Origin of the sequence: Polaribacter butkevichii (assembly GCF_038024105.1) — a bacterium.
GTDB classification, from domain to species: domain Bacteria; phylum Bacteroidota; class Bacteroidia; order Flavobacteriales; family Flavobacteriaceae; genus Polaribacter; species Polaribacter butkevichii.
Genome location: NZ_CP150661.1, coordinates 355756 through 371540 on the forward strand (window position 1 = coordinate 355756; position 15785 = coordinate 371540).

General features: G+C 32.4%; 12 protein-coding genes. All 12 read right to left on the bottom strand.

What is annotated here, in order from left to right:
* Nucleotides 1-197: 197 nt before the first annotated feature.
* The 12 genes from cobN to bluB all read right to left on the bottom strand — a co-directional run bounded on the left by cobN (nucleotide 198) and on the right by bluB (nucleotide 15785).
* The gene (cobN, locus tag WG951_RS01120; RefSeq protein ID WP_105048376.1) at nucleotides 198-3944 is read right to left on the bottom strand and encodes a cobaltochelatase subunit CobN; all 3747 of its coding nucleotides are present in this window, start codon (nucleotides 3942-3944) and stop codon (nucleotides 198-200) included.
* Nucleotides 3945-4050: 106 nt separating this feature from the next.
* A complete protein-coding gene (locus WG951_RS01125; RefSeq protein WP_105048377.1) occupies nucleotides 4051-4566 on the bottom strand; it encodes a DUF6933 domain-containing protein in 516 nt (171 codons plus the stop codon).
* A 3-nt stretch (nucleotides 4567-4569) separates the two neighbouring features.
* On the bottom strand, nucleotides 4570-5637 hold the full coding sequence (gene cobW, locus WG951_RS01130; protein ID WP_105048378.1) for a cobalamin biosynthesis protein CobW: 1068 nt from the start codon (nucleotides 5635-5637) through the stop codon (nucleotides 4570-4572).
* Between the two features lie 305 nt (nucleotides 5638-5942).
* Nucleotides 5943-6527 carry a cob(I)yrinic acid a,c-diamide adenosyltransferase gene (locus tag WG951_RS01135; protein ID WP_105048379.1) on the bottom strand — a complete coding sequence of 195 codons (585 nt, stop codon included), beginning with the start codon at nucleotides 6525-6527 and terminating at the stop codon, nucleotides 5943-5945.
* Nucleotides 6524-7840: a cobyrinate a,c-diamide synthase gene (locus WG951_RS01140; RefSeq protein ID WP_170062881.1), complete on the bottom strand. Its 1317-nt coding sequence runs from the start codon at nucleotides 7838-7840 to the stop codon at nucleotides 6524-6526. The genes WG951_RS01135 and WG951_RS01140 overlap by 4 nt, the downstream gene beginning before the upstream one ends.
* A gap of 9 nt (nucleotides 7841-7849) precedes the next feature.
* Nucleotides 7850-9502 (bottom strand): AAA family ATPase, encoded by a 1653-nt coding sequence (locus WG951_RS01145; RefSeq protein ID WP_105048381.1) that lies wholly within the window; start codon nucleotides 9500-9502, stop codon nucleotides 7850-7852.
* A complete protein-coding gene (locus WG951_RS01150) occupies nucleotides 9499-10185 on the bottom strand; it encodes a hypothetical protein (RefSeq protein WP_245893479.1) in 687 nt (228 codons plus the stop codon). The genes WG951_RS01145 and WG951_RS01150 overlap by 4 nt, the downstream gene beginning before the upstream one ends.
* Nucleotides 10186-10211: 26 nt before the next feature.
* Complete coding sequence (gene cbiD / locus WG951_RS01155; protein WP_105048383.1) at nucleotides 10212-11297, bottom strand: cobalt-precorrin-5B (C(1))-methyltransferase CbiD; 1086 nt, start codon at nucleotides 11295-11297, stop codon at nucleotides 10212-10214.
* Nucleotides 11288-12076, bottom strand: coding sequence for a precorrin-6A/cobalt-precorrin-6A reductase (locus tag WG951_RS01160; protein WP_105048384.1), 789 nt, complete (start codon nucleotides 12074-12076; stop codon nucleotides 11288-11290). Before WG951_RS01160 ends, cbiD begins: the two co-directional genes overlap by 10 nt.
* A gap of 25 nt (nucleotides 12077-12101) precedes the next feature.
* Complete coding sequence (gene cobM, locus WG951_RS01165) at nucleotides 12102-13943, bottom strand: precorrin-4 C(11)-methyltransferase (protein WP_105048385.1); 1842 nt, start codon at nucleotides 13941-13943, stop codon at nucleotides 12102-12104.
* Nucleotides 13944-15143 carry a precorrin-6y C5,15-methyltransferase (decarboxylating) subunit CbiE gene (gene cbiE / locus WG951_RS01170; protein ID WP_105048386.1) on the bottom strand — a complete coding sequence of 400 codons (1200 nt, stop codon included), beginning with the start codon at nucleotides 15141-15143 and terminating at the stop codon, nucleotides 13944-13946.
* Entirely contained in the window at nucleotides 15144-15785 is a 642-nt protein-coding gene (bluB, locus tag WG951_RS01175) for a 5,6-dimethylbenzimidazole synthase (protein ID WP_105048387.1), read from the bottom strand.

Genomic DNA, 15785 nt, shown 5'->3' on the forward strand with positions numbered 1-15785 from the left:
AAAAGGAAAGTGAAAAAACGGATTAAAAGTATCTTAATGAATTTTTAATTTTACATGTTTTTTCAAAAAAAATATTATGAGTAGTTAAAAAATTAATTTTCTTTTAGAAAAAAATAGCTGTATGAATTTCATACAGCTATTTTTTTTTTACGTAAGTTAGATAAGGGTTTATAAATGTTTTAAAATAAATACCTGTTTTACTCTGTTAAAGCATCCGAATTTTTATAAATATCTTTTAATTCTTCAATAGTTTCTTCGGATGGATTTTCCCACATTCCTCTTTGAATCGCTTCTAACATTCGTTCCGACATATCTTTTAAAGCCCAAGGATTATGTTCTTCTATAAATGCTTTATTTTCTTCATCTAACAAATAAGTTTCGGTAATTTGTTCGTACATAAAATCTTCTATTAAATTGGTAGTAGCATCATACGCAAAAAGATAATCCATTGTAGCGGCCATTTCAAAAGCACCTTTATAACCGTGATCTCGCATCCCTTGCATCCATTTCGGATTGACAACTCTCGAGCGAAATACTTTTAATAATTCCTCTTTTAAAGATTTAATTTTCGGATTATCGGGGCGAGAGTGATCTCCAAAATACGTTTCAGGTTGTGAACCTTTTATGGTATTCACAGCTGCTGTCATTCCTCCTTGAAACTGGTAATAATCATCAGAATCTAAAATATCATGCTCTCTATTATCTTGGTTTTGCATTACAACTTCAATTGATGATAATCGTTTTTTAAAGGTTTCATGTGCAGATTTACCGCTGTTGTTTTTACCAGAATAAGCATAACCACTCCAGTTGATATAAGCTTGTGCTAAATCATCGGAAGTAGTCCAGTTTTTACCATCAATTAAACCTTGTAATCCAGCGCCATAAGCACCAGGTTTCGAACCAAAAACTCTGTACAAAGCTCTTTCATTGGCTTGTTTATCATCTAAACCTTCTTGTTGCCATTGCTTTGTTTCTTCTTCTACACGTTTTTTTATAGGGTTCTGCTCATCTGTTTCATCTAATTGAGATACTTTTTCAATAGCGGCATTAAACAGCGAAATTAAATCGGGAAAAGCATCTCTAAAAAATCCAGAAATTCGTAACATGACATCGACTCTTGGTCTTCTAAGTTCTAAGGTAGAAAGTACTTTAAAATCTTTCACTCTACGGTTACTTCCTTGCCAAACGGGTTTTACACCAATTAAAGCCAAGGCTTGTGCAATATCGTCTCCACTAGTTCGCATTGTAGAAGTTCCCCATACAGATAAACCAATAGAAGTTGGGTATTCTCCGTTTTCTTGCAGGTAACGGTCAATTATATTTTGCGCACTTTTTTGACCTAATTGATAAGCCGTTTCAGACGGAACCGTGCGCACATCCACAGAATAAAAATTTCGTCCTGTAGGTAAAATATCTAAGCGACCTCTTGTTGGCGCACCAGAGCCACCAGCGGGAATATATTGTCCGTTTAAACCTTTAATTAAATTACCAATTTCGTTAGAAGTTTTTTGCAAAACAGGTACGGTGTGTTGTAGTATGTATTTTATAATTTGTGAAGTATCATCACCAATTTTATGAATAGGATTTCCATTTAACAATTGATGAACGATATTTTTCGCTTTGTTTTCTAAAAGTTCAACTGCTTGTCCAAAAGTTCTACAATGAATGCCGAATATTTCTTTATCAAAAGCATCAGAATAAACCACATTTATAGGATCGAAGTCGAGTTGTAAATCATCCGCTAAAGATTGTGTAATACCTTTTAAATTTCCTTGCGGTAAACGATGTAGAGCAACAATTAAATCTACTAATTTTTCATCGGTAGGCATTCTTCCTAAAATATGTAAACCACCTCTAATTTGAGATTCTTTTAGCTCACATAAATACCCATCTATAACTTCTAATAAAGCATCAATATCTTTTCCATCTTCGTTTAAATCAGATTTAAGATGACTTTCGTTAACCAACTTTTCAATTTTAGTTTTAATTAAAGTAGCTCTTTTTTTATCGACTAAAGCAGACTCATAAAACTCATCAATTAATAATTCTAACTTTAAAAGATCCCCATAATTTTCAGCACGTGTCATTGGAGGAATCAAGTGATCTAATATAATTGCTTGGTTTCTTCTTTTAGCCTGTGTTCCTTCTCCTGGGTCATTAATAATAAAAGGATAAAAATGAGGAATGGGGCCTAAAATAGCCGCAGGAAAACATGTTTCTTTACTTAGCGCTACACTTTTTCCAGGCAACCATTCTAAATTTCCATGTTTACCAATATGTACTAAAGCATCTGCTTTAAAATCGTGTTGTAACCAAATATAATACGCTAAATAGGCTGGAGTAGGAGGCAAGTCGGGCGAATGATAACTGGCTTGTAAATCTAAATTATAACCTCTACTTGGTTGAATACTTATCAATACATTTTCAGAAAGGAATCCTGGAATTAAAAAATTTCCGTCTTTGTAATTAGGTGATTTTTCAGGATTTCCCCATTGCGCTTCTACTTTCTCACGAAGTTCGTCCGATAATTGATTATAGTATTTATAAAATATTCCAATATCTAATTTAATGGTACGTCTTTCATTTAAAGTGTTTATCGTTTCTAAATCATTCGTAACAGCATTGGTTAATTTATTGATTAGTTCCTTAGTGGTTTTTGGATAATCAGTTGCTAAGCTATAATTCTCATCTGCCAATTGTGCTAGTATTTGCAAGGTGCTTTGCGGCGTATCTAAACCAACACCATTTGCTAAACGACTATTTTTATTCGGATAATTAGGCAAAACTAAAGCGACTTTCTTTGCTGAATTATTTTTGTACTGCAAGTTTATCCAAGCTTTCGCCATTTGTGCAACAAATTCACAACCTTCCATATTAGGAACATAAGAAACTACTTCAGAATCTGTTAAAATATCTTTTTCTATAGATTCTTTAAAGGATATTACTTTCGATATAATTTTACCATCAACTTCAGGTAAGGCAATATTCATTGCAATATCCGTAGGCGGTAATCCGAAAGAACCTTCTAACCAACTTTCACGATTACAGCTTCCAATGATGGCTTGTATAACAGGCACATTAAATACATCAAATAAACTTTGTGTTGTATCATGAAAGCCTTGCACACTAAAACCAGTTGTATTTATAATTACTTGCGGTTTTTCTATGTGATGTGATTTTAATAAATCGAAAATTTGTTGTTGAATATCTTGTTCACGATATCCAGCAGCCATTAAGGCAATAGCAGAGATACCTTGTACTTTTAAGGCGTTAATAATACTATGTACTGGAGCTAAATTATTAGATAAATAATAACTTCTATAACCGAAAATAATAGCTTGTTTTTTTTCTTGTTGTAAGGTTGATGCATTGTAAATTCCTTCATCAGGGTGATACAAAAATAAATCAGGAATGGTTTTAATAGCATTCGGAGTTACCTTTATATCTGTAATTCTATTGCTAATTAATTGCAAAGCGGCTTGGCAATTTTCAAGTCCTCCAGACTGAATGTATTTCCAAATTAAATCTACCTCTTTTAACGGGATGTTAGAAGATTGCATCAACTCTAAATCGGGTTTATTATCACCTGGTAAAAACACTAACTGAATATCGTTTTCTTCACAACATTCAGTGAGTGCTTCACATAAGTAATTGTAATACCCTTTTCCTCCCAAAAGTTTTAGCACCACAATTTTAGCCGAAGAAATCACTTCATCAATATAGGTATCTATAGTTAATTCTTGTTTAAAGTAACTAAGGTTGGCAAAACGAAAAGAAGGCGGGTTTTCTACAGAATTATAAATTAATTTGTAGGCATTATTCATCATAAATAAATCAGAATCTGCAGAAGATAAAAAAATAATATCTCCTGGAGATTGATCGATGTAAAAAACACCCTCATCATTTGGGTTCCAGCCGCCTGGTATGGTAGAAATTAAATGCACACTTTATAATCTTTAATTATTAGTTTTTAATGTTGAATTACTTTCTGAATTTTATTAGGTGCCTTAAAAAAAAAAAAAACCTGTGTGGTCTCATGGCTTTGTATTCTTAAATTAAGCTTTGTTCTTTTAAAAGTGAAAGCATTTTTTCACCAGAGTTTTTCCAGTCTAATTGTTTAAATGGCGTGTTGTTTAGCTTTTCGGTCATTTCTCTAATTACAAGATTATTAAAAACAGGATAATCATATTTAAAATAATTCATCTTTTCGATATTATAAGTAAGAATACCAATGGTTTTTCTGTTGTTATTAGTAGGATTGAATTTTATTTCACCAATTTCTGAAAGCATAACCTTGTAATCAATTTCTATGTTTTCATATAATAATTGCTCATGTAAATTATCAATAAATAATTGGTCTAGATTATTAATATCTTTTACTGAAAATCGTGGAATTACAACCGAAAAAAAAGTTTTAGAGTTTACAAAAAGAATGCATTTCTTCTTAGCAATAAAAAAGACATTTGCATTCCAGTTCCCAAGCTTGTTTTCAACAAAAGAATCGTCTTTATTTATTTTCTTGTGGATTATTTTCTCCAGTTTTTTTGTTGTGAAAATGTGTGTCATCTGTTAATGAGAATGAGAATGTCCATGATTATGATGATGTACGTGCGTCTTTATTTGGTTGTTATCAGTCAATTCTATATTTTTACCAATAACCACAATACTTGTTTTACGAGTTTCAGTAGCGCCCCAAGCTCTTTCAAAATAATAATCGAAACGAGAACCTACCCCTTGTAAAACCATACGCATTGGCTTGTTAGAAATATTAACAAAACCTTTTATTCTGTATATTTCGTGGTCTTCCACCAACTTTTTTAAATCTTTAACCAAAGCTTTAATATCGGCTGTTTCAGCATATTCTAGTAAAACCGTTTTAACATCATCATTATGGTGGTGATGGCTTCCTTGTTTATGGTGCTCTTCGTGAATAGAATGGCGGTTATCTACATCATCCTCAGCAGAAGCTTCTATACCTAACAACAAAGCATTGTCTAATTGGCCATTTATAACAGGAATAATTTTAGTGTTTGGTCTCGCTTTATCCGTAATTATTTTAGTAATTTCTTCAAACTTATTGTCATCAACCAAATCTCTTTTACTCACCAAAACTAAATCAGCACAAGCTAATTGATCTAAAAATAATTCTTCAATAGGCGTTTCGTGGTCTAAAGAATCATCAGCCAGTCGTTGCGCTTGTACACGCTCTCTATCACAAATTTCTCCCGTAGCAATTCCTACAGCATCCACAACGGTAATCACAGAATCTATAGTAATATGAGGTTTTAAATCGGGCCAGTTTACTGCTTTTACCAAAGGTTTAGGCATCGATAAACCAGAAGTTTCTATAACAATATGGTCAATCTCTTCTTTACGCTCTAATAATTGCAACATAGACGGTAAAAACTCTTCTTGTACTGTACAGCAAATACATCCGTTTGGTAATTGAATTAAGTTACAATCGTCGTCTCCACATTCAGATGAAGCTATTAATTGTCCGTCTACATCTACTTCTCCAAACTCATTTACCAACACAGCAATGCGCTTTCCATTGGCATTTTTTAACATATTATGTACTAAGGTAGTTTTTCCTACCCCTAAAAATCCGGTAACTATGGTAATTGGAATTTTATTCATTTCTTTTAATTTAAGTCGTTATTTTTTTTATAATAAAGCTACTTTATTGTTTTTGGGCGTTTCCCTTTGGGTCGGGCTATACGCTATATCTTTTTTGTCCTGACGGAACAAAAAAGGATGTCGCTGCTATCCCTAACGCAAAATGATATATTGTTAATAAATTATATTCTTACATATAAATAATTTCAATTGTTCGTTCTAGCGCAGTCGAGAACTGTGCTTGTGTAAAATTAGGTTTCCACTGCGCTCAACCAGACATTCTATTATATCTTCATTTTGTTCTGAATAGTATTTATTTGTCCACTTTAACTTTTCTTTTTCTTTCTCTTGTATAAAAACAGATTCCATTTTTCTTCAGCAACACCATATTTATCCATTTCTGCTCTTGCCATTGTAAAAAATAAATCAGACATTCTGTTTACATAACTCATAATATAATCGTGCACACATTCTGGGTCTTCTTGCATTAAAGTAACCAATTGTCTTTCGCCTCTGCGCATTTGTGTTCTACAAACGTGGCAAAGTGCCGATATTTCATTTCCACCAGGTAACAAAAAATAATCAGAAGGAGAACTAATATTGTCTTCCATAGCATCCATCCAAATTTCACAGAATTCAGCACCATCTTTAGGTTCAGGATTCGGATTTACTTTTTTAGAATCTGATGCACGTGCCAAATGCGACATCATATTCATCATGTCTTTTTGAATACGGTGCAGGTTTGGTTGCCATTCATGTTCGTTGCCTAGTTTAGAACGCATCAATCCTATGGTAGAATTCACCTCGTCTAAAGTACCAATACATTCAATTCTTGCAGAGTTTTTAAACTCTCTTTTTCCTCCAAAAACTCCGGTGGTACCTTTGTCTCCTTTTCTTGTGTAAATTTTCATGCTTTATTATTTATTTCGTTAATCAATTGTAAAAGTATTTCTGATGTACCCAAATAATGATGTACATAAGAAGCCATTACGTTCTGTTTTTTATAAATTTTTGTTGTTGTATCGCCTGCTCTCGCATTTGTAATTGTTGCTTCGGTAGCTGTTTCGTTATCCTCTATTAAACTCGAGTAATGAAACTCGTGTCCTTTAAAAATATGCTCGTTAATAGTAGAAGTACGATATCCTAAATGCAATTTTTTATCAGCAATTGTAGCTTCGAAATCGAAGAAATTAACCATTTCAAAAGATTCATTTTCTTCAGAAATTATAGATTTTCCTAAATACATCATACCACCACATTCGGCATATATTTGTCCGCCATTTGTAGCAAATTCTTTAATGCTATGTAACATGTTTTTATTAACAGATAATTCTTTTAAATACACCTCAGGGTATCCACCAGGGAAATACATAAAATCACAAGTAGGAATTTCACTATCGTGAATAGGACTAAAAAATGTAACAGCACCTAATTGCTCCATGGCTGTTATATTTTGAGGATATATAAAGTTGAAAGCTTCATCTTTAGCGACTGCAAATTTTATTTTTTTAGTTAATTTTTTTTCTTCGGATGAAATAGGAGCAGCGTCCACTTCTTTAGCAGCGTCTAATATTGCTTTCCAATCCATAGTAGTTTCTAAAGCATCTGCAATTTCATCAATCAGAATATCAAATTTTTCAATTTCCTTAATATTTAACCCAAGGTGTCTAGATGGAATTTCAATGTTTTTTAAGTTAGCTAAATACCCAAAACATTGTACACCAATATCCTCGCAAGCTTCTTGTAACATGGTATAATGTCTTTCAGAACCTACACGGTTAAAAACAACACCCATTACTTTTACATCAGCATCAAAATTGACAAAACCTTGAATAAGTGGAGCAACAGAATACGCAACCGCTTTTGCATCAATCACCAATAAAACGGGTGTTTCTAATTTCTTAGCCATTTCTGCAGTACTACCTTTGTCTTTATTGGCACCATCAAATAACCCCATTACACCTTCGATGCAGTTTACTTGAGAATCTTTACCGTAAAAGTTTAGATTGTTATGAATATCTTCTTCAGACATCATAAACAAATCTAAATTGACACCTGTTTGTCCACAAGCTAGTTTATGAAACTTTGGGTCTATATAATCTGGTCCCACTTTAAAAGGTTGTACCGCTTTTGTTTTACGTTTCAATAAACGCAACAAACCTAAAGTAAGCGTTGTTTTACCTGCGTTGCTACTCGGAGCCGATATGATGAGTTGTTTTGCCAAGATTAAGATTTAAATATTTTCTGTAATTAAAATTTCATAATTGGCACGAATACGATTGGCTAGTTCTTTTGCTTCTCCAATTTTTACCATCCCTTTTTCTGCATCAATAACCTGCGTTTTTTGTATTCCTTTGCAATAGGTTTGAAAAGCCAAAACCGTATCATCTAAATTGCTTTCTGCATTTAATTTTCCATCCGTAATTATATGTAGACTGTGATTAAAATCAACAGAACTACAAATACCTTTTACTTGTTTAAAACCAGCAGTTAAATTCGTTTTTCCACCAGTTTTAAGTTCTGTTAAAGCGATTTCAATATCTTTTAATATTCCTGTTTGATTTAAAATCAATTGTGCTTCTCCGTCAAATAAAGAAACAATAGAAAATTGCGTGCTTTGGTTTTTTGAGTCTTCTGCGATGGTGTTTACCGTTCCTTTAGCGTAGGCTATAATTTGGTCTTTTAACATAGAACCACTAGAGTCTATTAAAAAGATATGATGCTGTTTTAAAATATTCGATTTTCGTTTGGTTTTTAAATCAAACTTATCTGTTGCTAAATATTGACTTACAGTTTTTTTAGTATCAGTAACAGTAAGATTCCCTTCAGAACTATAAACTGAATTCGTTTCGTGCTGTAACGTATTTGTTGTTACCTCTTTTTGTTTCTGAAAGGTATTCTTCGGATTTAAAAAAGCAATATTTTCTTCTTTTGAAGAACTATTAGGTTCTGAAGAAGATTCTTGTTGTTGCTCGTTTTTGTTTTCGTTTTGAGATTGATTTTGCTGATTTGGGTCTTTATTTAAACTACGATGGTTTAAAACAAAATCGGCAATACGATCTACATCTTTTGTGGTAATTTCTGATGCATTATTATAAGCTGCAAAAGCTCTAGCAGTTTTTACTAATAAAATATCTGCACGCAAACCTTCTACCTGATGCTGAATGGCTAGTTCGCTACAATATTCAATAATAGCATCATTTATAGAGATAAACGATAATCTTTCTTTGGCATTTGTAATTTGCTTAGAAATAGCAAGGTCTTTATCTATATATGCAGAAGCAAACTGAGCAGGATTATCATCAAAAGATAAACGCTGTTTTATAATTGTCTGACGAATTTTAGCATCCGTAGGTGTTGTTATTTGTAAACTTAATCCGAAACGGTCTTTTAGTTGAGGTCTTAAATTCCCTTCTTCAGGATTCATAGAACCGACTAAGCAAAATCGACTTTTAAAATTACGAGATACGCCTTCTCTTTCTAAATAAAAAGTACCCGAAGCAGCGGCATCTAATAATATATCTGTAAGGTAATCTTGTAAAAGATTTACCTCATCAACATATAAAATACCTTTGTGTGCTTGTGCCATTAACCCAAGGTTGATCACTTCCTTTTTATGGTTTATTAGCTGTTCTAAATCAATACTACCAATAAGTCTGTCTTCAGAAACACCGATAGGAAGATTCACAAAAGGGTACTTTTGTTCTGTGTCCATTAAGTTGGTTAAAGAACGTATTAATGTGGTTTTTCCTGTTCCTTTATCACCAATAGCTAACACGCCACCAATAAGCGGATCTACTAAATTTAATATAAGGGCTAGCTTAAAATTATCTTGACCAACAATTGCCGAAAAAGGAAAATTTATTTGTTGTGTATTTTGTATCATAAATTTGATGTGCAATTATATAACCATACGATTCCGATAACTATAGAAGCTGCACCTGCAACTCCGTTCATCCATTTAAAAATGGATAGATTACGTTCTAAAAAACGACTCATTACATGAATTAAAACGTAACTATAAACACCCATAGCAACGATTATTCCTAATGATTCTACTGCTAGAATAAGAATTGCTTCTCCCAAGGTTGTGCTACTTAAAACTAAAGCTGAGGTTAATGCGCCTCCTGTACCTGCTAAACCATGCAGCATACCAACCCAAAAAGATTTATTCATTGGGTTAACAGCTATTTCTTCTCCTTTGGTACCGTGTAAATGTATGGGGTTAGAAAGTTCGTGTTCATGAGCCTCAATGATCTTGTGCTCATCAATCATTTTGTTAATTTTATGGTTTCTTTTGATGGCAACAATTCCTAACCAAATCATAATTGGTCCTACGCTTAATTCAGCATAAAAAGAAATTCCGTCTACCACTAAAGTAGCCATGCTTTTAAAGATTAAAGCAGTTCCTCCAAATAGTAATAGTGTAACAGAATGACCAAGCGCCCATTGTGATGCTTTAAAAACTGTTTTAAAACCTACTTTTTCTTTTCTGATAGCGTTTTCTGTAGCCAATACTGAAACGGCAGTAACATGATCGGGTTCAAAAGAATGTAATATCCCAGCCATAAGAGGCCTAATTAAAGATACTATTGTCATTTTTTAATATATTTTATAAGTGTTCCATTTTTATGAATAAGGTAAATATCAAGATTTACTTTATTTATTTTTGTATGCGTATGTTGGTAACAATGATCTAATAACAATTGGAAAAAAGGCGAATTCTGTTCAAAATCAAATAACTCAATCAATCGACCAGCCATATTTAATGCTCGTATTTTATCAGCTTCATAAAAGCCAACTTCTTTAGCAATTTGTACAACAAAATCTTTATTCCAACTAGAAACACAACTATGCGTATCTGTAACTCCACCGGCTAATTTTACAGCCTTTCCTAACATAATTCCTATACTGACTTTATCAATAGGAGAGGAGTTAATTTTTACAAGTGTTTCTCCAATCCAATTACCATAATGGATAAATGCGTATTCTGGTAAATGATTAAATTTATTTGATAAGAATTTTTCACTTCTTGCTCCAGAATTGATAACTAACTCAGAGTTTTTATTTGCTACTGCAACATCAATACCTTGTTCTATGCTTGCGATATATGAAGATGAAGAATATGGTTTTACAATTCCTGAAGTTCCTAAAATGGAAATTCCGTTCATAATTCCAACGCGTTCATTAAGTGTCCGTTTTGCTAATTTTCTTCCATCAGTAACATAAATAGTTACAGAAACACCACATTCTAAATCGTAATTGTGCAATAATTTTTGAATAGCACTGCTAATCATTTTTCTAGGCACAGGATTAATTGCAGGTTCTCCAATGGCCAATTCTAAACCTTTAAGAGTTACTGTACCAACGCCTTCTCCAGCAATAAATTGAATTCCTTTTTGTTGTGTTAATTCTAAAATACATCCTATTTCTGCTCCATTTGTTACATCAGGATCATCACCAGCATCTTTAATTACGGAACATTTTGCGGTGTTTTCTGTAAACTCGCAATGATGTACAGGAATTTCCAATATTTTATCAATAGGCAAATGCACTTTTACAGCTGCTATTTCCTTTTGATGAATAATAGCCATCAACGCAGATTTTGCTGCTGCAGTTGCTGAGGTGCCGGTTGTAAAGCCATCTCTTAAAGGGCCTTTTGGTACTTCTCTTAACCCCATAAACCTGAATTTTTAGTCAATAATTCCAAAGGTTGGATTTTGATTAACAAATGATGTAATTCAGTTTCGTTAAATACTTGTTTAAAATAAGCAGGAGTTTTGGGTTGAGTAATAATGATTATTTTCGAATCGGTTTTTAAAGCAGCTTCAATTTTGGTATTTAAAAAACCACTATTTCCAGTTTCCTTAGTTAAAATTAGAGTTGTTTTTTTCTGTTGTATAATTTCAATTTCCTTTTCTAAATTAGATGATGGTAAACCTAAAATCAATTGTTCTTCAGGAAAATTACTTTCTCTTGCAATTGCTAATGATTCAGACCTGTCGAGTATTCTAAAATAGGAAAGATTGTTTTTCCACCAAGGTTTTAGTCTTTTTATGGATTGGACTCCTGTAAGTGCTAATAAAGTTGATTTTTCTTCAAATTGTTCTAAAGCATTCTCATAAGAATCGACATAAATTACTGATGGATGGATGGTTTTTGAAAGTAATTTTCGACCAAATCTTATTACTGGTATTTGTAATTCTTCTGCCACTTCTGCAATGGTATTATGTAATATTTCAGCAAAAGGGTGAGAAGCATTAATAATTGTATGAATTTTATTTTTTAACAAATATTCTTTTAATTGAATATTATTTAAAGCTCCGTTTCTATAACTAGCTATCTTATTTTCTTTAAAAGGGATATTGGTTTTTGTTGAATACACAAAAGGCATCGTTTTTCCTTGTAGTAATTTTGCTACTTTATTTCCTTCCGTTGTTCCTCCAAATACCAATATCATTTCTTTGCTTTTTTATAATGAATAATTACTCTCTTACTACAAATTTCTTATTCGTTCTAAAGATGTGTTTTACATCTGGACTGTATAATTGAGATCTGTTTTTACGAGCGCCAATTGCATGACCAACTATAATTAATACCGTTCTTGTTTTTTTACTGTCTTTTACAATTTTTGCTAGATTTTCTAATTTCCCTTGATAAATTTCTTCATCTTTCCAGCTAATTCTGTACATCACAGCTACAGGAGTATTTGCATCATAATGTTCTAATAATTGTGCTTGTACTTTTTTAGCAATTCCTACACTTAAAAAGATACACATGGTAGCATTAGTTGCTGCAAAAGCAGAAATACTTTCTTTTGATGGCATTGGTGTTTTTCCTTCTCCACGAGTTAATACAATAGATTGCACAATTTCAGGAATTGTAAATTCTGATTTTAATACGGCTGCTGCTGCGCTAAAAGAAGAAATACCAGGAACAATAAAATAATCCATATTTAACTCATCAAAAATGGTCATTTGTTCTTGAATTGCTCCATATAAAGAAGGGTCACCACATTGTAAACGAACAATTGCGTTTCCTTTTTTGTAGTGTTCTTGCATTAAAGTAACTTGCTCTTCTAAAGTCATCATTGCAGAATTTCTTACAATTGCTCCAGGTTTACACCAATTGGTCATTTCTTCTGGAATTAAGCTTCCTGCATATAATACACAGTCTGCGTTTTCCAAATATTTTTTACCTTTTATAGTGATTAACTCTTCATCACCAGGACCTGCACCAATAATGGCAACGGCAGTTTTACGTCTTACGTTTACATCTAAAGCAACAGAAAAAGTAAATTTTTCATTAGTTTCTAAATGTATTTTTTGTTTTTCAACAAGTAATTCATCATTATTAGAAAGGAGCATCGCACAAGATTCTGAAACACCATCTACACCAATTTTTGATAACACCATTTTACTTGGGTTAGGAATGGTAATGGTTTTTATTTCTTCGGGTGTAAATGTGCTAAACGGAATGTTGTTTGTTTTACTGAAATCTAAATAGGCTTGTTGTTCTGCTTTAATATCAATAGAACCAAAGTTTTTAATGGCAGAAAAACGCAATCCTTCAGCTGCTAATTTTACTTTAAAAGTATCTTCAAAAAGTTTGAAGTCTAATTGTTTTGAACATCCAGAACCAACAGAAAGTACTTTAGGAACTAAAAATAAACTAGGTATTAAAGATTCGTATACTTTGTAACTTACTGCAATAAATAATTCAAATTTTGTAAAATCAATTTCTGCTATATTATAAAAAACAGTCACAAAACTAGGAGCTGTTTCTTCTAAATGCTTAGTTCCTTTATCTTTAATATCTAAAAGTAACGCCGTTGGTTTGTTATTCACAAACAACGCCATTGTTTTAGTCATAGAAATAGAACTTTCTGTTTGCCAATTAAATTGACTACCAATAGTATCTAAAGGCCAGATATTTTGTACATCACTAGAAGTAGAAATTATTGCATTTCCTCCTAAAATAGTTGCTATTTTTGATGCAAAATCATTTGCTCCACCTTTATGTCCGCTTAATACAGATTGTACATTCAACCCTAAATCATCCACAGAAATAACTGCTGGGTCTGTTTTTTTATCTTGAATGTACGGAGCAATTAAACGCACGCAAATACCTAAGGCACTCACAAAACAAATACCGTCTAACTTTGCGAAATTGTCTTTTAAATAGTCTGAAATAGAGGTAATGCTTGATACATTTCCGTTACTAGATTGCAAAGTTGTTATTACCAACGATTTTGGGAATTCTTGCTGAATAGTAAGGGCTTTATCTAACCCTTTTTCAGTAACTGCAATAATGGCTATTTTTTTCATTTATATTTTTTCTGCTGTGTGAATGCTAATCTTATTATGCTCATTTACTTGAATTGAGCTTGTATGAATTTTGTAATTTAATTTTGATAATTCTGTAACAAATACTTCTGTGCTGCTTTCTTTTACTGCGTTGGTTACGATTCTTACTGATGGATTTAATGCATCAATAATCCGAATCAATTCTTTTAATCGTCCGCCATGACCGCCAATAAAAACAACATCAGGAATTGGGAATTCTTTTAAGTTGCTATTAAAAAAATCATCAATAATAATATCAATCCCCGGAGTGGAAAATTTCTCTGTATTTTTTTGAATTATTGTTCCACATTCTTCTCGCTTTTCAAAAGCAACAATTTTTAAATGCGGATATTGTTTTTTCACTTCAATAGCAACAGAGCCTGTGCAAGAACCAATGTCCCAAAACACTTTTTTATTTTGTAATTGTAAAGCGTTAAGGGTATTTAAACGAATGGGCATTTTTGTAATCATATTTGGCCGATTCGTTAAAGGAATAAATGCATCGTCAGCAATTCCGAAAGGTTTGTCTTTTGTAGCTGTTTGCTTTAATAAAACACAGTTTAAATTATTATGTGTTTTATTTGAACAAGTAGTTAAATCTAGTTGTTCAATACGTTCTTCGTTTCCGTCTAAAGCTTCGCCTATAGTTATTGAATAATTATCAAAACCATATTGAAGCATACGTTTAGAAATTTCTGAAGGCGTTTTCTTTGTATCGGTTAATACACCAATTAATTCGTTTCCTTGAATTAAAGCTTCATCTAAAGCCGACCAATCTCTACCATGAATAGAAACCGATTTTAAGCTGTTATAGTTTGTTTGCGTTTTATGACATAGTAATTGAATGCTACTGAAATAAGGATATGCTTTTAGTTTCGCATTTGGAATTAATCGTTGTAAAGTATTACCAAAACCATAGAAAAATGGGTCTCCAGAAGCAAAAACAACAATAGAAGCATCCATGTTTTTATACTGTTTGATAAGAGCATCCATTTTACCTGAAATTTCAATCCAAGTATGGTGTTTAGGTAAAAACGATTTCACTAATTGATAATGACGTTTTCCGCCAGAAAAAATTGATGACTGTTCAATTAAGTCTAAAACATCCGCATTTAATAGGGGAATCGCATGGTTGCTAATTCCAATTAAATAAAAATCGATATGTTCAGTATTTTGTTTCATCTACGAATACATCTCTTTGATTACTACATCGTTGATATTTTTACGTTTTTCCCATTGTAATTGTTCTAATTCTGGGTTTTTATAAAATTCATCTACATGTCCTAAACATAAATAACCGATTAATTGTCTGTCGTTTGGAGCGTTTAATATGGTTTTAACCGTATCCGGATTTACAATACTAACCCAACCTAAACCAATTTCTAAAGCTCTTGCCATTAACCACATATTCTGAATAGCACAAACCACCGAATACACACCTGCTTCTTTCATTGCGGTTTGCCCTAAAACGGGATGTTGGCTTGGTTTATAAAACACCGCAATATTTAAAGCAGACTCTACAATACCTTCTAGTTTTAATTGGGTATATGCATCTGTTTTCTTTCCTTTAAAGAGCGTTTTGGCTTTTTCATTTTCTTTAAAAAAACTGTTTTTAACTTTATTTCTAATTTCTAAATCTTTAATAATAACAAATTCCCAAGGCTGTGAAAAACCAACCGAAGGTGCATTTACTCCAGCAAACAATATCTTATCTAAATCTGCTTTAGCAATCGCTTTATCTATAAAACGATTCCCTCTAACATCTCTACGAGCAAGTATTATTTGCTCTAAGGTTTCAATATTTTCTGGAGTAAATTTGTTCAT